The 20,063-nt window shown below is 37.1% G+C and carries 20 protein-coding genes; all 20 read left to right on the top strand.

Annotated features, from left to right (window positions below; translation table 11 throughout):
* Positions 1–171: 171 nt before the first annotated feature.
* Positions 172–936, top strand: coding sequence for a YebC/PmpR family DNA-binding transcriptional regulator (locus MWH30_RS09040; RefSeq protein WP_248663754.1), 765 nt, complete (start codon positions 172–174; stop codon positions 934–936).
* Between the two features lie 121 nt (positions 937–1,057).
* Positions 1,058–1,834: a BofC C-terminal domain-containing protein gene (locus MWH30_RS09045; RefSeq protein ID WP_248663755.1), complete on the top strand. Its 777-nt coding sequence runs from the start codon at positions 1,058–1,060 to the stop codon at positions 1,832–1,834.
* A gap of 120 nt (positions 1,835–1,954) precedes the next feature.
* Positions 1,955–2,554, top strand: coding sequence for a Holliday junction branch migration protein RuvA (gene ruvA / locus MWH30_RS09050; protein ID WP_248663790.1), 600 nt, complete (start codon positions 1,955–1,957; stop codon positions 2,552–2,554).
* Between the two features lie 46 nt (positions 2,555–2,600).
* On the top strand, positions 2,601–3,602 hold the full coding sequence (gene ruvB, locus MWH30_RS09055; RefSeq protein ID WP_248663756.1) for a Holliday junction branch migration DNA helicase RuvB: 1,002 nt from the start codon (positions 2,601–2,603) through the stop codon (positions 3,600–3,602).
* 2 nt (positions 3,603–3,604) lie between these two features.
* Complete coding sequence (locus tag MWH30_RS09060; protein ID WP_248663757.1) at positions 3,605–3,814, top strand: DUF2905 domain-containing protein; 210 nt, start codon at positions 3,605–3,607, stop codon at positions 3,812–3,814.
* Positions 3,815–3,831: 17 nt separating this feature from the next.
* Positions 3,832–4,860, top strand: a complete 1,029-nt coding sequence (queA, locus tag MWH30_RS09065; RefSeq protein ID WP_248663758.1) for a tRNA preQ1(34) S-adenosylmethionine ribosyltransferase-isomerase QueA — start codon at positions 3,832–3,834, stop codon at positions 4,858–4,860.
* A gap of 16 nt (positions 4,861–4,876) precedes the next feature.
* Positions 4,877–5,992, top strand: coding sequence for a tRNA guanosine(34) transglycosylase Tgt (gene tgt / locus MWH30_RS09070; protein ID WP_248663759.1), 1,116 nt, complete (start codon positions 4,877–4,879; stop codon positions 5,990–5,992).
* Between the two features lie 109 nt (positions 5,993–6,101).
* On the top strand, positions 6,102–6,380 hold the full coding sequence (yajC, locus tag MWH30_RS09075) for a preprotein translocase subunit YajC (protein ID WP_248663760.1): 279 nt from the start codon (positions 6,102–6,104) through the stop codon (positions 6,378–6,380).
* 39 nt (positions 6,381–6,419) lie between these two features.
* On the top strand, positions 6,420–6,965 hold the full coding sequence (gene lepB / locus MWH30_RS09080) for a signal peptidase I (RefSeq protein WP_248663761.1): 546 nt from the start codon (positions 6,420–6,422) through the stop codon (positions 6,963–6,965).
* Positions 6,966–7,041: 76 nt separating this feature from the next.
* Positions 7,042–7,746 (top strand): SpoIIE family protein phosphatase, encoded by a 705-nt coding sequence (locus MWH30_RS09085; protein WP_248663762.1) that lies wholly within the window; start codon positions 7,042–7,044, stop codon positions 7,744–7,746.
* 22 nt (positions 7,747–7,768) lie between these two features.
* Positions 7,769–8,116 carry a hypothetical protein gene (locus tag MWH30_RS09090; RefSeq protein WP_248663763.1) on the top strand — a complete coding sequence of 116 codons (348 nt, stop codon included), beginning with the start codon at positions 7,769–7,771 and terminating at the stop codon, positions 8,114–8,116.
* A 131-nt stretch (positions 8,117–8,247) separates the two neighbouring features.
* Positions 8,248–8,907 carry an HD domain-containing protein gene (locus tag MWH30_RS09095; protein ID WP_248663764.1) on the top strand — a complete coding sequence of 220 codons (660 nt, stop codon included), beginning with the start codon at positions 8,248–8,250 and terminating at the stop codon, positions 8,905–8,907.
* Positions 8,908–9,018: 111 nt separating this feature from the next.
* Complete coding sequence (gene secD / locus MWH30_RS09100; protein ID WP_248663765.1) at positions 9,019–10,230, top strand: protein translocase subunit SecD; 1,212 nt, start codon at positions 9,019–9,021, stop codon at positions 10,228–10,230.
* Between the two features lie 5 nt (positions 10,231–10,235).
* On the top strand, positions 10,236–11,135 hold the full coding sequence (gene secF, locus MWH30_RS09105; RefSeq protein WP_248663766.1) for a protein translocase subunit SecF: 900 nt from the start codon (positions 10,236–10,238) through the stop codon (positions 11,133–11,135).
* A 203-nt stretch (positions 11,136–11,338) separates the two neighbouring features.
* The gene (locus tag MWH30_RS09110; RefSeq protein ID WP_248663767.1) at positions 11,339–11,638 is read left to right on the top strand and encodes a hypothetical protein; all 300 of its coding nucleotides are present in this window, start codon (positions 11,339–11,341) and stop codon (positions 11,636–11,638) included.
* 29 nt (positions 11,639–11,667) lie between these two features.
* Positions 11,668–13,344, top strand: a complete 1,677-nt coding sequence (locus MWH30_RS09115) for an ABC1 kinase family protein (RefSeq protein ID WP_248663768.1) — start codon at positions 11,668–11,670, stop codon at positions 13,342–13,344.
* 15 nt (positions 13,345–13,359) lie between these two features.
* Positions 13,360–13,725 carry a LapA family protein gene (locus MWH30_RS09120; protein WP_248663769.1) on the top strand — a complete coding sequence of 122 codons (366 nt, stop codon included), beginning with the start codon at positions 13,360–13,362 and terminating at the stop codon, positions 13,723–13,725.
* 64 nt (positions 13,726–13,789) lie between these two features.
* Positions 13,790–17,308 carry a single-stranded-DNA-specific exonuclease RecJ gene (recJ, locus tag MWH30_RS09125; RefSeq protein ID WP_248663770.1) on the top strand — a complete coding sequence of 1,173 codons (3,519 nt, stop codon included), beginning with the start codon at positions 13,790–13,792 and terminating at the stop codon, positions 17,306–17,308.
* A 19-nt stretch (positions 17,309–17,327) separates the two neighbouring features.
* On the top strand, positions 17,328–17,843 hold the full coding sequence (gene apt / locus MWH30_RS09130) for an adenine phosphoribosyltransferase (protein WP_248663771.1): 516 nt from the start codon (positions 17,328–17,330) through the stop codon (positions 17,841–17,843).
* Between the two features lie 21 nt (positions 17,844–17,864).
* Complete coding sequence (locus tag MWH30_RS09135; RefSeq protein WP_248663772.1) at positions 17,865–20,033, top strand: RelA/SpoT family protein; 2,169 nt, start codon at positions 17,865–17,867, stop codon at positions 20,031–20,033.
* Positions 20,034–20,063 lie beyond the last annotated feature (30 nt).

Genomic DNA, 20,063 nt, shown 5'->3' on the forward strand with positions numbered 1-20,063 from the left:
GCATTTTTTAAATTCAAACTGAGTATAAGAAATAAGATTGAGTTTTAAAATAAAATTTATTCATGCGATTGCCCTGTCGAATAATATTGCTTCATTGAAAATACAGCTTTACTATGTTAAAATAAGCAAGGAGCCTAATTGGCGTTTCAAACTTTGAAAGGAGTGATCTCAATGGCTGGTCATTCAAAATGGGCCAATATTAAGCACCAAAAAAAGAAAGAAGATCGCCGGAGAGCGAAGTTGTTTTCCAAGTTAAGCAAGCGAATAGCTGTAGCTGCTCGAGAAGGTGGTGGAGATCCGGAGATTAACGCTACTTTGAGAATGGCTATTCAGAAGGCTAAGGATAATAATATGCCTAAGGATAACATTCAACGAGCAATTGACCGGGGAACCGGTAATCTAGAAGGTGTAGATTATGAAAGGATTATTTACGAAGGATACGGCCCGGCTGGAGTAGCTCTTTATTTAGACTTGATGAGCGATAATCGTAATCGAACTGCTTCGGAAATTAGACATCTGCTTTCTGAACATGGTGGTAATTTAGGAGAAGAAGGCTGTGTAGCTTGGATGTTCGAACGTAAGGGGCAGTTAGTTATTGATAGAGAAGAGAGGGAAGTAGATGAAGATGAGATTATGCTTTCGGCTTTAGAGCACGGAGCTGAAGAGATTTCTATGGAAGAAAATATAGTTGAAGTCTTAACAGAACCTAGTGATTTGGAAGAAGTAAGAGCAGGTATGGAGGACGATGGTTATAGCTTTACTTCTGGAGATGTGGTAATGGTTCCTCAAAATACAATTAAATTAGATGAAAAGTCGGAAGCTAAAAAGGTTTTGAAATTAATGGATGCTTTAGATGAGCATGATGATGTGCAGGATGTTTATTCTAATTTTGATATTGATGATGAACTGATGGTTGAATTAGAGGAAGTTAATTAATAATTTTCTTTTTTGAAGGAGGATGAGTTGGAAAGTTAAGTATATTATTGCCTTCTGTTGTGCATAATACTTAATAACTAATACTGATATTGGTTATTAATAGATGCTGGAAGGTGATAACATGTCCAAATTGAGAAGGTTTGTGCTACTGCCGCTATTGATTTTTTTATTAGTAGCTGTAGGCACTTATTTAGTGCTGAGCTTATCAGGACAAGCTCCAGAGCAAGAAGACGAGTTAGATTTGACTGAATTGGAGTCTGGTGAGGATTATTTAGAAGATAGTAGTGAAGAAGACTATTTAGCAGAATCCACAGATGACCTATTGGAAAATTCTTTTGACCTAGAATCTGTAGAGGAAGATTTAGATAGCAGTGAGGAACTGGAGCAGGATCTTTCGTCCTTAATTAGAGAAAAAGAGCGGCAGTTTAATTTAAGGCTGGAAGATGATGGTTTGAACTATTCATTCGATGGTTCTATTGGCGAATTAAAAACTACTTTGATATTGGAGGCTTATTATCAAGATTGTGGTACTTTGCATAGAGAGGAAAAGGAGATAGCTGCTGAGAAAGTACTTAGTCAGTTAGCTACTCGCTATCAGGACTGGCAAGTGGTAGAAAGTAACGAACAGGAAGTTGTGTTGAGAAAGGAGCTAGCTGGTAACTGTCCAGAGCATCAAGTGGAACTTTACTTAGGGATTGAGGATGGTTTTGTTGCTATCTTTTCCGGCCCACCGGGAAGTGAAGAGGCTACTTTGCAGCGGCAGACAGAGATTTCTATCGAGTATTTGCCTCCTAGTGAGATAAAGAGCTTAGAAGCAGGAATTAAGGCTGAGTCTGAAGAGGAGTTATTGGGCTTATTAGAGGGATTAGCTAGTATTCATGATGAAAGAATGGAATGATTTTTTATTAGCAGCCTCGAGGCTGCTCTTTATATATTAAGTTGTTTTATTTTTAAGCAAGGAGAAAGTATTTCTACCTAGAAATAAGTTTTAGCAAGTATTAAAGCTGAGGTGAAGAGAATGATAGGTCATTTGCGGGGGGAGTTGGCTTTAAAAGCTAAGGATCATCTCATTATTGAAGTGCAGGGAGTGGGTTATAAGGTTAATATTCCTCCTTCTTTACAAAGGAAGTTACCTGAATTAGGTGAGGAGTTAAAAATTTATACCTATACTTATGTTCGTGAGGATCGGCTAGTGCTTTATGGCTTTTTGGAGACTAAGCAGTTAGAGTTATTTAAAGAACTTTTGGGAGTTTCCAAAATCGGGCCCAAGTCTGCTATTAGCAGTCTGGCCACCTTGACGGTTAAGGAGTTTAAGTTGGCTATTGTTAAGGAGAAGGTGGATGTTCTAAAGGAGATTAAGGGAATTGGTACTAAAACAGCCCAAAGACTGATTTTAGAGCTGAAAGGTAAGATAGATTTAGAACAGATATTGGCTGAAGAAAAGGATACGGCAGTCGAAGCAACTGCCAACCTAGAACGTCAAGAAGCTATAGATGGTTTATTGGGGCTAGGCTATAGTCGTCGAGAAGCCGAAGCAGCCGTTAAAGAGGCTTGTGGAGAGCAGAGTGGCTTAACTGTAGAAGAGATAATCAGGCAGGCTTTGCAGAGTTTAGGCTAGGAATATTTATATCGATTTAATAGATTAACTTAGGAGGCAGAACTTTATGGAGGAGCGAATTGTCTCTCCAGATCAAAAGCCGGAGGATCAGGACTTTGATTTAAGTTTAAGACCTAAAAGGTTAGCTGAATACATAGGACAAGAAAAGGTAAAGAATAACTTAAAGATTTTTATTAAGGCGGCTCGGCAGCGTGGTGAAGCCTTAGATCATGTGTTGTTACATGGTCCGCCGGGGTTAGGAAAGACTACCTTAGCTAATATTATTGCTAATGAAATGGGAGTAGATATTAAGACTACTTCGGGCCCGGCTATTGAAAGGCCTGGTGATTTAGCTGCTATTTTGACTAATTTACGTCCGAATGATGTACTGTTTATCGATGAGCTCCATAGACTGAACCGGATAGTGGAGGAAATTCTTTATCCGGCAATGGAGGACTTTGCTTTGGATATCATTATTGGTGAAGGTCCAAGTGCTCGTTCAGTACGCTTAGACTTACCTCAGTTTACTTTGGTAGGAGCAACTACTAGAGCAGGACTTTTGACCTCTCCTTTGCGGGATAGGTTTGGGATTTTAGGTCGCTTGGAGTTTTATTCAGAGGAGAAGTTACAGGAGATCGTTTTTAGGGCTGCTAAAGTATTAAAGGTAGAAATAGATAATGCTGGAGCTTTAGAGTTAGCTCGTAGAGCTAGAGGAACACCGCGAATTGCTAATCGGCTTTTGAAGCGAGTAAGAGACTATGCTCAGGTAGAAGCTGAAGGAAAGATTAATTTAGAAGTAGCTCAAGCTGCTTTGGAGATGCTGGAGATAGATGAGTTAGGCTTGGATAATATAGATCGTCAGATTTTACTGACTTTAATTGAAAAGTTCAGTGGTGGACCAGTGGGTTTAGGTACTTTAGCAGCTGCTGTGAGCGAGGAGAAAGATACTATTGAGGATGTTTATGAACCTTATTTATTACAGATAGGCTTTCTAGATAGAACTCCTCGCGGGCGCAAGGCTACTGAACTGGCTTATCAACACTTTGATTATCAGTACCAGGGGGAATAGGTATGGAAAGAGGATTGGGTAGATTATTAATAGTTCTAGGTTTATTTGTAGCAGTAATGGGTCTGCTTTTAAATTTGGATTTAAATATTCCTCTAGGTAGATTACCTGGAGATATTAGAATTGAGAGAGATAATTTTACTTTTTATTTACCTATTACCACTTCAATTATTTTAAGTATTATATTTTCTTTATTAATGCGCTTATTTAGATAGATCATGGAGGAATGCTGATGCAGGTTTCAGACTTTGATTATCATTTACCCGAGGAGCTAATTGCTCAACAGCCTAAGGAGCCTCGAGATGAGTCACAACTAATGGTAGTTGAGAAGAGAACAACGGGGAAGATAGAGGAAAGGATTTTTAAGGAGATTGGAGACTATTTAGAGCCCGGTGATACTTTGGTTTTAAACGATACTAAGGTAATTCCGGCCCGACTTTACGGAGCTAAGGCAGAAACTGGAGGACAGGTAGAGTTTTTATTGCTTAATGAGGTGGCCTTGGATACTTGGGAAGTTTTGGTGCGGCCAGGCCGCAAGGTTAAAATAGGAACTACGGTGCTCTTTGGCGATGGTCAGTTGGCAGCTACAGTAAAATCCCGAACTGACTTTGGCGGGAGGGTAGTTGAGTTTGATTATGAAGGCAGCTTTACTGAACTATTAGATAGACTAGGAGAAATGCCTTTACCGCCTTATATTAGCCAGGAGTTGGAAAATAGAGAGGACTATCAGACCGTTTATGCTCAAAAAAGAGGAGCGGCAGCAGCCCCTACTGCTGGCTTGCATTTTACTGAGGAGTTACTTAATAGCTTAGCAAAGCAGGGGATTAATATTGTCTATCTTACTTTACATGTTGGCTTAGGCACCTTTAGACCTGTTAGAGCTGATAAGGTAGAGGAGCATCAGATGCATGCTGAGTACTATGAAGTAAGCTCTCAGACAGCCGAAGTAATTAATCGAACTAAAAAGGCAGGTAATAAGGTAGTAGCAGTAGGGACTACAGTGACTAGAACCTTAGAAACTCTAGGTGATGAAACAGGTCAGATAGAGGCTGCTCAGGGCTGGACCGATATCTTCATTTATCCCGGTTATGATTTTAAAGTACTTGATGCTTTAGTAACTAACTTTCATTTACCGGAGTCTACCCTGATTATGTTGGTAAGTGCCTTTGCTAGTCCAGAAATAATTATGAAGGCTTATCAAGAAGCTATTGAAAAGGAATATAGATTTTATAGTTTTGGTGATGCAATGTTGATCATTTAAGGAGGAATTTTTGCTGATGAGTTTTGAATATACTTTACATAAGGAATGTAGTGAAAGTCGGGCCCGTTTAGGTGAGTTTTCCACTCCTCACGGAAAGATAGATACTCCTATCTTTATGCCGGTAGGAACTAAAGCTACCGTTAAGGCTATGACTCCCCATGAATTGGAGGAATTAGGGGCTCAGATTATTTTGAGTAATACCTATCATCTTTATTTGCGGCCGGGTTCAGAGTTAATTGCTGAGGCCGGGGGATTACATAAGTTTATGAACTGGGAGCGACCGATTCTTACTGATAGTGGAGGCTTTCAGGTTTTTAGCCTCTCTGATATGAGAGAGATTGAGGAAGAAGGAGTGGAGTTTAGATCACATCTAGATGGTTCTAAACACTTCATCAGTCCTGAAAAGTCCATAGAAATTCAAATGGACTTAGGTGCCGATATTATTATGGCTTTTGATGAGTGTCCACCTTATCCAGCTGAAAAAGAGTATGTACAGGAGTCTTTGGAGTTAACTACTCGTTGGGCCGAGAGATGTAAAGAAAGACATAATAGGGAAGATCAGGCTTTGTTTGGGATTGTACAAGGCGGAATGCATCGCGATTTAAGAGAGCAGAGTGCGGAAGAGATTACTGCTTTGGACTTTCCCGGTTATGCCTTAGGAGGATTGAGTGTAGGGGAGCCCAAGGATTTAATGAAAGAGGTTTTAAGTTATGCTCCTCAGTTATTGCCTAAAGATAAGCCTAGATACTTAATGGGGGTTGGTACTCCAGAGGACTTATTTAATGGAGTTCTAAACGGTATAGATATGTTTGATTCTGTCTTTCCTACTCGAGTTGCTAGAAACGGAGCAGTCTTTACTAGTGCAGGTAGAATTACTATTCGCAATGCTACCTTTAAGCGGCAGTTTACTCCCTTAGATCCTGAATGTGACTGTTATGTCTGTAGCAATTATACTCGCGCCTATATTCGCCATCTGCTTAAGAGAGATGAGATTTTAGGTTTAAGGTTGACTACCTATCATAATCTTTACTTTTTAAGTGAGTTAATGGCTCAGATCAGAAAAGCTATCAGGCAGGATAGGCTAATGGTTTATAGAGAGGAATTTTATAGGAAGTATGGTTTAGAATTATAATTATTTAAAAGGTTAAGCTAAAATAAAGGAATTATTTAAAGAATAGTGAAATATAAAATAGATAATCCAAAATTTTAGTTTTAATTAAAAATAATAAGGAGGAATTAGAATGGATGCAGAAACGATATTGGCGTTTTTACCTTGGATACTTATTTTCGGAGTTTTTTGGTTTATATTCATTAGACCACAGCGTAAGAGACAAAAGGAACGTGACGAGATGCTTGATAACTTGCAAGAGGGGGATGAGATAGTAACTATTGGTGGTATTAAAGGTAAGATTATTGAACTTGAAGAAGATAGTTTGAAGATTCAGATTACTCCCGAGGTAGAAATCGAAATGATTAGGAGTGCTATCGGTAATTTAGCTAATGTTGAACAAGAAGAGTAAATTATTAGACCTCTGATTGAGATTGATAGGAGGAAAGGAATGAAAGTAAATAAGCAGTTTAAAGAGCTTTTGGAAACGTTGGTGGTTGCTGGAGTATTAGCTTTTTTTATTATTACCTTTGTAGCTCAGTCCTTTGTAGTTCAAGGAGAGTCTATGAATCCTACTTTAAATAGTGGGGAAAGGCTATTTGTAGATAAGCTTACTTATCGCTTTAATGATCCTCAACGAGGAGAAATAGTTGTTTTTACTCCGCAGGGTGCTCCTAATAAAAAGTATATTAAAAGAATAATTGGGATTCCAGGCGATGAAGTATTAATCAAAGAGCAAAAAGTTTACGTTAACGGAAAGCAGATTAAAGAAAGCTATATTGATGAAAAGACCTTGGGGGATTTCGGGCCCTATGAGGTTCCAGCAGAACATCTTTTTGTATTAGGAGATAATCGTAATAATAGTGCTGATAGTCGTTATACTTCTTTGATTGGATTTGTTTCTTACGAATCGATTTCCGGTAGAGCTTTTTGGGTTTACTGGCCTTTTAGTGAAATTAGATTTATAGAACATAAAAGCTATCAAAAGGTAAAATAGAACTTAATTAAGGGGCTATCACTACATAAAAAAGTGATAGCTCTTTTAATATAATGCCAAAGGAAGTGAAGGTAGAATGAAGATTGAGATTGGAATTGCTAAAAGTTCTAAGTATGGAGTTTCTAAAAGTGGAGATACAGTAGAAGTGGTTGAAAGACCTCAAGGTGGCTTTTCAGTAGTTTTAGCTGATGGTCAAGGTAGCGGGCGCAAAGCTAAAATTATCAGCAATTTAGTAGCTAATAGAGCAGCATCATTGATTGGAGATGGAGCTAGAGATGGGGCAGTAGGCAGAGCAGTTCACGATTATTTATATACCCTACGTCGAGGAAAGGTTTCTTCCACTTTGAATATTCTTTCTGTAGATTTAGATACGGATTCGATGGTTATTTCTCGTAATAGTAATACTCCAATTATCTTAATTGAAGAAGAAAAAGAAGTGATTTTCGATAAAAAGGTAAGAAGTATTGGCTTTCATAAGGAGGTTAAACCGGCTATTCAGGAGCTTGATTTAAAAGAAGGATTGAAAATATTAGCCTTTTCCGATGGGATTATGCATGCTGGCAGAAAGTTTGGAGAGCAGGTTAGCTTAAAAGAGATAATAAAAATCTGTAAAGAAGAAGCTGATTTATTTACTCAGAGTTTAGCTCGAAAGATCTTAGGCTATACCTTAGACTTAGATCAAGGTCGTCCTCAGGACGATATGACAGTGGTACTTTTAAGTATTAAAGAAAGCCAAGAAAGCCAAAAGATCAGGGAGTACAGTCTTTCTCTTCCTATTTAAATCAGAAGGCGGGGTTGAAAGCTTGAATAAAAATAAAGCTGATATTTTAGTGGTGGGTATCTGTGCTTCGGGAAAGTCTTCGGTGGTAGATAGGCTGCAGGAGTTAGGCTACCAAGCTAAGAGTTGTGCTCAAGAACATTCTTATGTAAAGTCATTGTGGAGTAAATTAGAGCCAAACTTCATGGTTGTTTTGGATTGTGATTATGAAACTATCAGAGAAAGAAGAGATGTTCAATGGGGATTAAATAGGATTAAGATGCAGAAGGAACGTTTGCAGCACGCGATAGAAAACTGTGATCTTTATTTGCAGACTGATGAGCTAAGTATAGAAGAAACGGTGCAGATTATAGTTGATAAATATCAACAGTAAATTTAGATTATACTAAATTTCAAAACCTTAAAACCTTTAAATAATTTATTTTTTGGTCTTAATTTGTTCTCTGTCATCTATTATTTGTCTTTTGAATAAAGCAATATAACTATTAAAAGGAGCTGTAATCATTGTTAACTTTGCAAGAGATAAAGAAGCACCCTCAAGTAAAGGCTTATATTGAGGGAGCAGATAAACACTTAGAAGAAATGGGATTTACTGAGCATGGATTTCGTCACGCTAGTTTAGTGGCTGATATAGCTAGAAATATCTTAGATAGACTTGATTATTCTTCTAGAGATGCCCAATTAGCTGAAATTGCGGGTTATTTACATGATATCGGTAATGTAGTTAATCGCTATCAACATGGACATGTTTCGGCTACTTTGACGGCCCAAATTTTAACAGATCTGGATATGGAGCCGCGGGAGATTGCTACCATTATTGGGGCTATAGGCAATCACGATGAAGAATCTGGAGAGCCTGTTAATTCGGTGGCGGCAGCTTTAATTCTAGCTGATAAGTCTGATGTTCATTATACGCGAGTTAGAAATGAAGATCCGGCTACCTTTGATATTCATGATCGAGTAAACTATGCAGCTAAGCATTCTTTTATTGAAGTTGCTGAAAAAAAGGATATAATTACTCTTGAATTAGAAATAGATACCGAAATTAGTACGGTGATGGAATACTTCGAAATATTTTTAACTAGAATGATGATGTGTCGACAAGCGGCTCAAGCTTTGGACTGTGCTTTCCAGTTAATTATTAATGAGGTGGAGTTATTATAAGTTGATAGTTGGAAAATGGTAGCATGTGATTGACAAGCTAATACTGAAAGGGTATAATGTAAATTGTCAGTTACAATTGAATTTTGATATTTAGAAAGGAGAGTAATTGCGATGACTCATCAACAGAAAAAATGGAGTAAGCTAGCAGCAATAGTAGTAATAGTTATTGTAGCAGCTTACTTTTTATTTCCGATTGGGGAAAGTATTAACTTAGGTTTGGACTTACAAGGAGGAACTCAAGTAGTTTTAGAGGCTGATGAAGGAGATGTAAGTCGTGATGCTATGCAGAGGTTAGTTAGTGTTATCGATAGACGAGTAAACCAGATGGGGTTGACTGAGCCTAATATTCAACAGGAAGGTAATAGAAGAGTGATAGTTGAACTGCCAGGAATTGAAGATCCTGAGCAGGCTATTGAAACTATTGGGAGAACGGCTCAACTACAGTTTAAAAATCCAGCTGGAGAAGTAGTGATGACTGGAGAGCATTTGGTTGATGCTCGGGCCAGTTATGGAGGTCAGTTTAATGAGCCGGTGATTCAGTTTGAGTTGGATAGAGAAGGTAGGGATATATTTGCTAACTTAACTCAGGAGTATATCGGTCAGAGAATAGGGATTTATCTCGATGATGAACAGTTGACTAACCCCACCGTTCAAGATCCGATTACTGGCGGGGAAGGGGTTATTACTGGTCATTCTTCTTTAGAGGAAGCAGAAGAGACTGCTATTTTGTTACGAGCTGGTGCTTTACCGGTGCCAGTAAGTGTAATTGAAAATAGAACTGTAGGTCCTGTTTTAGGTGAGATTGCTATTAACGAAAGTGTTAGAGCAGGAATAATTGGGTTGGTATTGGTAGCCTTATTAATGATATTTTTGTATAGGACTTCAGGCTTGATTGCTACCTTTGCCTTAGCAATTTATGGAGTGATAGTACTAGGTGCTTTAGCTGGTTTAAATGCTACCTTAACTTTGCCTGGTATTGCGGGACTGATTCTTTCTATTGGGATGGCTGTAGATGCTAACATTATTATCTTTGAGCGGATTAAAGAAGAGATCGGTAGTGGTAAAACGCTAAGAGCGGCTATTAACTCTGGTTTTAAAAGAGCCTTTAAGACTATTTTGGACTCTAATGTGACTACTTTAATTACCGCTGCTATTTTGGCTTATTTTGGAACCGGGCCCGTGAGAGGCTTTGCTATTACTTTAAGTATCGGTATCTTAGCTAGTATGTTAACGGCAATTGTAGTGACTAAATCGGTAATCGATTTATTATTGGATATCAATGTACTCAAGGGTCAAGGTTCTTTTGGCCAGATAAGGGGGTAATGGTTTTGAGTATAATCAGTAAGGACTTAGATATTATTGGCAAGAGGAAGATCTGGTTTTTGATTTCAGCTGTAATTATTATTGTAGGTTTAGTTTCTATGTTTACCCAAGGTATGAATTTGGGGATAGACTTTACCGGAGGTACTATTATTGAATTTGCTTTTGAGGAAGAGGTAAGTACCGATGATATACGAGTGGTTATGGAAGAGTTTGATTTAGCTGGTGATAGTATAATTCAAAGTAGTGGTGATACTGGAATTTTAATTAGAACAGTTGATTTAGAACAAGAGGAGATTAGTCAGATCCAGAATGAGGTTTATAATAGGTATGAGTCGGCTGAAATGTTGAGGTCGGAGATGGTGGGCCCGACTATTGGCGATGAGTTAACTAGAAATGCTCTCTTAGCTTTAGCAGTAGCTATAGTAGCTATTGTAGCCTATATCAGTATTCGCTTTCAGTTTAAGTTTGCTATAGCAGCTATTATTGCTTTAGTACACGATATTTTGATTTTGCTAGGGATAATTTCTCTGTTAGGTCGAGAGATTAATAGTCCTTTTATAGCTGCTTTATTAACAGTAATGGGTTATTCTATTAATGATACTATAGTGATCTTTGATAGAGTTAGAGAAAATCTTAAGTATAAGCGCAAGCAAAGCTTTGCTGAACTCAATAATAGAGCTGTTGTGGATACCTTACCTCGATCTATAAATACTTCAGCTACTACTTTGGCCTGTATAGCAGCAGTTTTTGTTTTTGGAGGAGCTACGATTCAAACGATTATGTTAGCTTTGCTAATTGGTATTTTAGCGGGAACTTACTCTTCTGTTTTTATAGCTAGTCCGGCTTTAGTTGAACTAGATGCTTGGCAAAAACGAAGAAAAGAGATGAGTGAAGCTTCTGTTTAATAATAAAAGTCATCCTGGATTCCAGGGTGGCTTTTTGTGTACTTAGTTATAGCATTAATGTATTTGGCAACAGTTGCTACCTATGTTATAATAAGATTGATTGAAATTTAAGGTTAAGGCTTATTTGGATTAATATAATAAATATAAAGGAGGTAGTTAGCATCGATTTATTTAAAAAGACTTTGGTGGCTGGATTAAGTGTGATGTTATTAACTAAGGAAAAGGCTGAGGAAATAGTTGGTGAATTAGTTGAGCAGGGTAAAATTAGCCAACAGGAAGCTGAAGAGATAATAGAGGAACTGATGGATAAAACTGAAGCAGGAAGCAAGGAAGCTAAGAGTAGAGTGAAGAGTGGACTGGATAGTTTTCTAGATAAGACTGGTTTAAAAAGAAAGGAAGAGCAAAAAGACGAAGTAAATGAGCTTCGAGATAAACTGAGAATTGTGGAGTTGGAGGTAGAGGCCTTAAAAAGAGAAGTAGAGGCTTTAAAAGAGGAAGAATGATTTCAGCTAAGGAGTAGGATGGTGAATAGATGTCTTTTTGGAACTTAAATCGTCATTATCGTCATATTCAGCGGTATCGTAAGATAGCTGAAGTGTTAATTAAGAATGGATTGGGATATTTAATTGATAGACTGGATTTGTATGAGTTTTTACCTTTAAGTAAGCGTTTGAAGGTTCAGTCTGAAGAGAAGGATGAATTATCTCGAGCTGAAAGACTACGTTTAGCTTTGGAAGAGCTAGGGCCCACCTTTATTAAGTTAGGTCAGCTATTAAGCACTAGACCTGATTTAATACCTCAAGACTATATTGAAGAGCTGGTTAAGCTACAAGATGATGTTCCACCTTTTTCTTTTGAAAAAGTAATAGAACAGGTAGAAAAGGAATTGGAGCAGCCCTATGGAGAGATATTTAAGGAAATAGAAGCTACTCCTTTAGCTGCTGCATCTATTGGTCAAGTGCATATAGCTTATTTAAAAGATGGAAGTAAAGTAGTAATTAAGATTCAGCGTCCTAATATTAAAGAAACAATAGAAACAGATCTAGAGATTATCAATAATTTAGCTACTATTTTTAAAAAACGGGGCTTTAGTGATGATTTAGTAGATCCAGTAGAGATAGTTAAAGAGTTTAAAAGGCTAATTAGAAAAGAATTAAACTATCAAATTGAAGGTAGAAATACAGATCAATTTAGAAGAAATTTTGCTGAACTAGATGAAGTTAAAATTCCTGATGTTTATTGGGAGCTATCCACTAAAAAGATGTTAGTTTTGGAATACATAGCTGGTAAAAAAGTGGGGGTGTTAGCTGGACAAAGCATTAGTTTTGATTGTGAAAAGATAGCTGAGATTATAGCTGAATCCTTTATGAAGCAGGTATTAGTTGATGGCTTTTTTCATGGCGATCCTCATCCAGGTAATATTATGATTACTGAACAGCGAGAGGTTGTATTTATAGATTTTGGGATAGTAGGTAGAATGGATCTGCAAACTATGGAGACTATTGCTGATCTGTTTATGGCTATTATTGCTCGTGATGAAAGGATAATGCTACGTGAACTATTAGAATTAGGAATGGTTCCTCGTCAGATCAATAAAAGGCTTTTAAAAAGAGAGTTAAAGGAGTTATTGGATGAGTATTATGGAGCTAGTTTGGAGGAAATTAGTCTTAGCCAGATAATTAATCAACTATTGGAACTAGCATATAAGTATCGAATTAAGCTACCTACGGATTTCATCTTATTAGGTAAAGCTTTGGTAACTATTGAAGGGGTAGCAAGTGATTTGAATCCTAGCTTTAATGTTTTTGAGGTAGCTAAACCCTTTGCTTATCAGTTGCTAAAGAAAAAGTATAATCCAGTCCGCTTAGTCAAAAATTTATTTAGGCAAGGTCAGGAAATGTATAGATTTTTGGAGAATTTTCCTCAACAAGTGGGGAATATCTTGGATTTACTAGAAAAGCAAGACTTACAGATAGAACTTAAACATGTGGGCTTAGAAGAATTAATTTCTAAATTGGATATAGTAACTAATCGCTTATCAATTTCAGTAATTGTTACTGCTTTAATTATTGGTTCCTCCTTGATAATGCAGGTGGATAAAGGCCCTCAATTTTTGGGGATTCCGGCTATTGGTTTGAGCGGTTATTTAGTAGCGACTTTTTTAGGTATTTGGTTAGTGATTTCTATAATGCGTTCAGGTAGATTTTAAAAAGGGGAGATGAAATTGCAATTTATTTTAGTAGTAGCTTTAGTTTTTGCGCTGTTAGTGGCTTTGTTTGCTATTCAAAATGCTACTATGGTGGAGGTTGTACTTTTTACTTGGGAGTTTGAAACCTCTTTGGTAGTAATTATTTTAGGAGCAGCTATTTTAGGGGCTTTATCAGTGGGTTTGTTTAGTGTAGTAAAGCAGATCAAGTGGCGAATGAGATTAAGGAAAAAGGAGCAGCAGATAAGTAGTTTAGAATCTGAACTAGATGAGATGGCTACTGAAGTGGAGTTAGCTCAAGAACAAGTTGAGAAAGAAGATGAGGAAGAAGATACTGAGTTTGAAGAAAAAGTAGTTGAAACAGAGAATAGGCAAGAAGTTTAGTATTAATCGAGAATAAAAGAGTGTTCTTATTAGTTATTTGCTTTTAATTTTGGAGGTTGAAGATGTGATTGAAAGACAAGAGTGGAGATTCCCAAATGAAAATATAGATAGTACTCAAAATTTGGCTGCAAATCTGGGGATATCTTCAGTTTTTAGTCAAATTTTAGTTAATCGGGGTTTGCAAACCCCAAAAGAAGTAAAGCATTTTTTAGAAGTAAATTTAGCTGATTTGCATTCTCCTTTTTTATTAGCAGGAATGGAAGCTGCTGTAATTAGGATTCAGGCTGCTGTGGAGGCTGGAGAGCGAACTGTTATTTATGGTGATTATGATGTAGACGGGATTGTAAGCACTGCTTTATTAATTGACTATTTAGGAAGCTTAGGTTTGGAAGTTGAGGCTTATATTCCTAATCGTTTAGAAGAAGGATATGGTTTGAATAAAGCTGCTATTGAAGGATTAGCTCAATCGGGAATAGAGCTTTTAATTACTGTGGACTGTGGAATTAGTGATTATCAGGAGTTAAAGTTGGCTAAAGAGTTAGGGATAGAAGTAATAATAACAGACCATCATGAGGTACCGGAACGTCTTCCTCCGGCTGAGGCAATTATTAATCCCAAGTATGTTGATTGCACTTATCCTTTTACTGAGCTTTGCGGAGCCGGAGTAGCTTTGAAGCTGATTCAGGCTTTGGCTATTGAAGACTCTACAGCTGTTACTATGGAAGTAGTCCAAAAGTATTTAGATTTGGTGGCTTTAGCTACTGTAGCGGATATTGTGCCTTTAGTTGATGAGAATAGAGCTATAGTTAAGTATGGTTTGGAATTTTTACAGACTCCTCGTAATTTAGGGATTGGGGCCTTAGTAGAAGTAACTGATTTGAGAGATGCTGAGATTAACACAGGACATATAGGCTATATTTTAGCTCCTCAGCTTAATGCTGCTGGTCGGATTGGTAATCCGGAGTTGGCTTTACAGTTATTGATTGCTGACTCTAAGTCCGAGGCTTTGCAATTAGCTACAGAGCTTAAAGAGTTTAACGAAGAGCGGCAGGATATTCAGGCGCAAATATTGAGCGAGGCCGAGGCAATGCTGGCTACTATGGATTTGGAGAGTACTGAGATTATAGTTTTAGCTTCTAGAAGCTGGCATTCTGGGGTGGTAGGGATAGTTGCTTCTAAAATTGTAGAAAAGTACTATCGACCTACGGTAATGATTGCTATTGAAGAAGGGATAGCTAAGGGGTCAGCTCGGAGTATTAAAGGTTTTAATATTTATCAAGCAATTAAAAATTCTCGTCATTTGCTAGCTAACTACGGTGGGCATGAGCAAGCTGCTGGTTTAAGTATTGAAGCAGCACATATTGCTCAGTTTAGGCAGGAAATTAGTCAATATACTAAAAAATATTTAACAGCTCAAGAACTTTTACCTACTCTTAAGCTAGATGCTAAAGTGAAATTAAAGGATTTAAGTAGGGAGCTAGTAGCAGAACTAGAGCGCCTGGCTCCTTTTGGTTTGCGAAATCCTCGACCTAAGTTAATGGTTCAAGAGGTAGCAGTGGATAGTTTAAGATTAGTTGGTAAAAATAATAAGCATCTTAAGCTGGTGGTTAAAGATAGGTCAGGAACTAAAGTGGATTGTATCGGTTTTGAGAAGGCTTATTTTAAAGAGCCTCTTTTAAAGCAGCAGGATAGTCTGGATCTAGCTTGCACTTTAAAGATTAATCACTGGCAGGGTCGTTCTCAACTACAGCTTAATTTGCTGGATCTTCACTTTAGGCAACTATCGACAGTGGATAAGCTCTTTCTTAAAGCTAAAAGTAGTTTAGCAAAGCAGTCTCAGCCTAAAAGCTGTTTAGAACAGTTTCACACTAAATTAATTGCAGCTACTGTTCAAGCTGCTGAACTGGAAGTAGGGCAAGAGCTTAACTTACTTAGGAATACTGAAGAAGATGAAAAATCTGCTGTTAAGGTAGAAACTTTAAATGGTGAAGAATTAGGCTATCTTAATGCTGAGTTGGCTGAATACCTAGCCCCTTATTTGGATACTGGCTATGACTATCAAGTTTTAGTTTCAGCTATTAATAAATTGCGAGATCAGCTTAATCTTTTTATTAACAGGAAGCCTCTTCAATTTTCAAGTCAGGCAGAAGAATCTATAAAGGTTACTGCTGATTTAACAAAAGATTTAAATAAGGTTTATAAGTATCTTTTTGGGGGTTTAGATTTGGATTTACAGTCTAAATTCAAGAAAGCTATTGATGATTTAGCTAAAGAACAGTCTACTTTAATTACTGCTCCGCTTGGTATTGAAGCAAAGAGTTTTTATCAAAGCTATGCTGTCTTAGAGGCTTTAAGGACTGAAAGAACGATGCTTATTATTTTACCTTTATCTGTTATAGTTAAAGAACAGTTTGAATTTTTAGCTGCTAAGTTAACTGCTCAAGGTTTAAAGGTTAGGCAGGCTACTGCTGATTTAAATGTAGCTCAGCAAAAAGAGCTATTAAACTCCTTAGCGGCTGGAGAGATAGATTTGTTATTAATTACCTTTCAGTTTTGGCAGCATTATCAAGCAGAGTTTAGTCAGTTTCAAGAGCAGATTGGCTTAACAGTTGTTGATATTATTTCTCAGTTAATTGCTAGCAAGGATCAGTGGCAAAGAATTATAATTGATAAATTAAAGACTGAGCAATTACTAGTTATTTTAAGGGGTTTAAATAGTAGTTTTGCTGAACAACTTAGCTGTAGTTTGCAGGTAGAGGAACTAATAAAGCTAGATTTTAATCAGCCTAATTATAAGCTGTTAACCGGGTCAAGTTATGGCAAAAAGCAGCAGCATTTAAAGGACTTATTACTGTCTAAGGAGAAAAGTATTATTTATGTTAATAGAACTCAAGAATCTGTGGATTTAGCTGGATACTTAAGAGAAGAGCTGCCGGAATATTCCTCACAAATTGCTCTTTATAATCGTTTGCTGAAGACTGAAGAACGTTCAGTTGTAGCTAAGCTTTTTCAAAGAGGAGAGCTAAAAGCAGTAGTTTGTGATTTTGTTTTGAGTGAAGGAACTATATTTTCTTTAGCAGAGAATATTATTTTTTATCAACCTCCCTTTAACTTATTGCAATTTAAGAGCTTGCTAACAGGTTTGGGCAAGGAGACCGATAAAGTAGAGGTACAGTTATTGTTTAATAAAGTAGATATTAAAGCTGCTCAGTCTTGGTTAAGTAGCTTTACTCCGGATAAAGAGGTGCTGGCTAACTTATATCGAGTTTTAAAGAAGGCAAGCAGTGAAGAGGGAGTAATTAACTTGAATAAATCAGAGTTAACTCGTAAATTGGCTGAACTGGAAGAAGGAGTAACTAAAGCTACTGTAAGAGCGGGCTTGAAGATTTTTGCTCAGTTAGGCCTGTTGCTTAAAGTTGATGAACTGAATAGTTCAAATTTTGAATTACAGGCAACTCCTGAAGAAGGATTTGAACTTATGGATTCGCTAAAGTATAAAGAAGGTTTATTAATTAGAGATCTCTTTGCTCAGTTTAAATGCTTAATAGATGATAATCAAGTGCAAAAACTAATAAATTACTAATCTAAGGAGGCAGTATAAGGTGAATTTAAGAGAAAAAATCAGAGTTATTGAAGACTTTCCTGAAGCAGGAATTAAGTTCAAAGATATTACTACCTTGCTTCAAGACCCTCAAGCTTATAGATATGTTATCGAACAGTTTAAGGAACGTTATCAAGACTATGAAATAGATGCTTTAGTGGGTATTGAAGCGCGAGGCTTTTTGATGGGGGCTCCTTTAGCTTTAGAGTTAGATAAGCCCTTTATTTTGGCTAGGAAAGAAGGGAAGTTGCCAGCAGAAGTAGTTAAGGCTGAGTATGATTTGGAGTATGGAAGTAATGTATTAGAAATGCATCAAGATGCTTTTACTCCTGGAGATAAAATTTTGGTGGTGGATGATCTTTTAGCAACTGGAGGAACAGCTAAGGCCACCTGTGATTTAATTCAGAAGTTAGAGGGAGAAGTAGTAGAATTAGCTTTTCTATTAGAGTTGGCTTATTTAGAAGGTAGAAAGAAGTTGGAGGCTTATGATATTTATTCTATTATTATTGATGAGTAGAGAAATGAAGGAGAAGAGATAATGGCTCTGGAAGAATTGCTAACAGAAATAAAATCGTATACTAAGGATCCTAACTTAGACTTAGTGACTAAGGCTTATTATTTTGCTAAAGAAGCGCATGAAGGGCAGTTTAGAGTTTCGGGAGAGCCTTTTGTAGAGCATCCTTTGGAAGTAGCTATGGTGCTTACGGAACTAGAGCTTGATGTAATTTCTATTGTGGGAGCTTTACTTCATGATGTAGTAGAGGATACTGAAATTTCTTCTGCCCAGATTATCAAGGAGTTTGGGGAAGAGGTGGCCTTGTTAGTTAATGGGGTAACTAAGTTAAGCAAGATCGCTTTTAGGTCTCGCCAGGAACATCAGGCTGAGAGCTTACGGAAGATGTTTTTGGCTATGGCTAAGGATATTAGAGTTATTTTGATTAAATTAGCCGATCGACTTCACAATATGCGTACTCTAGAGTGTTTACCTGAGCAAAAGCGACAGCGGAAGTCAACTGAAACTTTGGAGATATATGCTCCATTGGCTCATAAGCTAGGAATTTCTAGATTGAAATGGGAATTAGAGGATCTCAGTTTTAAATATCTGGAGCCTAATAAGTATCAGGAGTTAACCAATAAACTAGCTAAGGATCGCGAAGAAAGAGAATTCTATATAGAGAAGTGCATTTCTAAGATAGAAGAGCGTTTACAAGAAGTAGATATTAAAGCAGAGATTTACGGTCGGCCTAAACATTTGTATAGCATCTATCAGAAGATGGTTAATAAAGATAAGGATTTTGCTGAGATTTATGACTTAACAGCTTTACGGATAATTGTCAATAGCGTTAAAGAGTGTTATCAAGTGTTAGGAATTCTACATGAAATTTGGAATCCTGTTCCCGGCAGAATCAAGGACTATATAGCTATGCCTAAATCTAATATGTACCAATCGCTACATACTACTATAATCGGGCCCAAAGGAGAACCCTTGGAGATTCAGATTAGAACTTGGGAAATGCACCGGACGGCTGAGTATGGAATTGCTGCTCACTGGCGTTACAAGCAAGGACAACAGAAGAGTGGAGATTTTGAGGAAAAGATTTCTTGGTTGCGGCAACTGTTGGAGTGGCAACGGGACTTGCAGGATGCTGCGGAGTTCATGGAGACTTTAAAGATAGACCTTTTTGAAGATGAAGTATTTGTTTTTACTCCTAAAGGCGATGTAATCTCCTTACCTAAGGATGCTAGTCCAGTCGATTTTGCTTATAATATTCATACTGAGGTAGGTCATAACTGTGTAGGCGCTAAAGTTAACGGTAAGATTGTTCCTTTGGAGTATAATTTGACTAACGGAGATATAGTAGAAATTTTGACTTCTCAAAATACAGGACCTAGTCGGGATTGGCTTAACTTTGTTAAAACTTCTAAAGCTAAAAGTAAGATTAAACGCTGGTTTAAGAGGCAGCGTAGAGAAGAAGCTATTGCTAAAGGCTCTGAAAGTTTAGAAAAGAAGTTAAAAAAGCATAATTTAAATCTCCAAGAACAACAAAAAAAGGAACGTTTAGAAAAGATAGCTCGCAAGCTGGGTAGATCTAATGTTGAGGATCTTTATGCTGCTATAGGATATAATAAGGTTTCCGTTGATCAAGTAGCTAAGAAATTACGTCCTGAAAAAGATAAAAAACAAGCCAGGTCTCCTAAGGCTGCTTTGAAAAAGTTAAAGGAAAAGGCCAAGCGTAGAAAAAAGAGTAAAGAAGATAAAGGGATTAAAGTTAAGGGAATGGATGGTCTGTTAGTAAGAATAGCTAAATGTTGTAGTCCTGTGCCGGGTGATGAAATAATAGGTTATATTACTAAAGGACGAGGGGTTTCTGTACATAGAAGTGACTGTCCTAATATAAAAAATATGTTAGAACAGGATAGTCAGCGGCAGATAGAGGTAGAGTGGAATATTTGCCAAGAAGCTTCTTACGAAGTTGTTTTAGAAATAGAAGCTTTAGATCAACATTCATTATTAAATGATTTAACTCAGGTTATTTCTGATGCTAAGCTTAATATTACGGCTATTAATGCTCAAACTACTAGAGATGGGTTGGCTAATATTAGAGTGGCTTTGCAAATTAGTAGTTTGGAGCATATGAATGATATTATGAATAAAATTATCCATATTGAAGGTGTTTTAGATGTACGAAGAGCTACTCCAAGCTAATCATTAGTATAGTACTTTAGGAGGCGATAA

The sequence above is a fragment of the Fuchsiella alkaliacetigena genome, from assembly GCF_023227765.1.
Classification (GTDB): Bacteria; Bacillota; Halanaerobiia; order Halobacteroidales; family Acetohalobiaceae; genus Fuchsiella; species Fuchsiella alkaliacetigena.

Bases quoted from the DNA above. Each gene is read 5' to 3' on its own strand.
- MWH30_RS09040 (WP_248663754.1), top strand. From the start codon at position 172: ATGGCTGGTCATTCAAAATGGGCCAATATTAAGCACCAAAAAAAGAAA.
- MWH30_RS09045 (WP_248663755.1), top strand. From the start codon at position 1,058: ATGTCCAAATTGAGAAGGTTTGTGCTACTGCCGCTATTGATTTTTTTA.
- ruvA (WP_248663790.1), top strand. From the start codon at position 1,955: ATGATAGGTCATTTGCGGGGGGAGTTGGCTTTAAAAGCTAAGGATCAT.
- ruvB (WP_248663756.1), top strand. From the start codon at position 2,601: ATGGAGGAGCGAATTGTCTCTCCAGATCAAAAGCCGGAGGATCAGGAC.
- MWH30_RS09060 (WP_248663757.1), top strand. From the start codon at position 3,605: ATGGAAAGAGGATTGGGTAGATTATTAATAGTTCTAGGTTTATTTGTA.
- queA (WP_248663758.1), top strand. From the start codon at position 3,832: ATGCAGGTTTCAGACTTTGATTATCATTTACCCGAGGAGCTAATTGCT.
- tgt (WP_248663759.1), top strand. From the start codon at position 4,877: ATGAGTTTTGAATATACTTTACATAAGGAATGTAGTGAAAGTCGGGCC.
- yajC (WP_248663760.1), top strand. From the start codon at position 6,102: ATGGATGCAGAAACGATATTGGCGTTTTTACCTTGGATACTTATTTTC.
- lepB (WP_248663761.1), top strand. From the start codon at position 6,420: ATGAAAGTAAATAAGCAGTTTAAAGAGCTTTTGGAAACGTTGGTGGTT.
- MWH30_RS09085 (WP_248663762.1), top strand. From the start codon at position 7,042: ATGAAGATTGAGATTGGAATTGCTAAAAGTTCTAAGTATGGAGTTTCT.
- secD (WP_248663765.1), top strand. From the start codon at position 9,019: ATGACTCATCAACAGAAAAAATGGAGTAAGCTAGCAGCAATAGTAGTA.
- MWH30_RS09110 (WP_248663767.1), top strand. From the start codon at position 11,339: ATGTTATTAACTAAGGAAAAGGCTGAGGAAATAGTTGGTGAATTAGTT.
- MWH30_RS09115 (WP_248663768.1), top strand. From the start codon at position 11,668: ATGTCTTTTTGGAACTTAAATCGTCATTATCGTCATATTCAGCGGTAT.
- MWH30_RS09135 (WP_248663772.1), top strand. From the start codon at position 17,865: ATGGCTCTGGAAGAATTGCTAACAGAAATAAAATCGTATACTAAGGAT.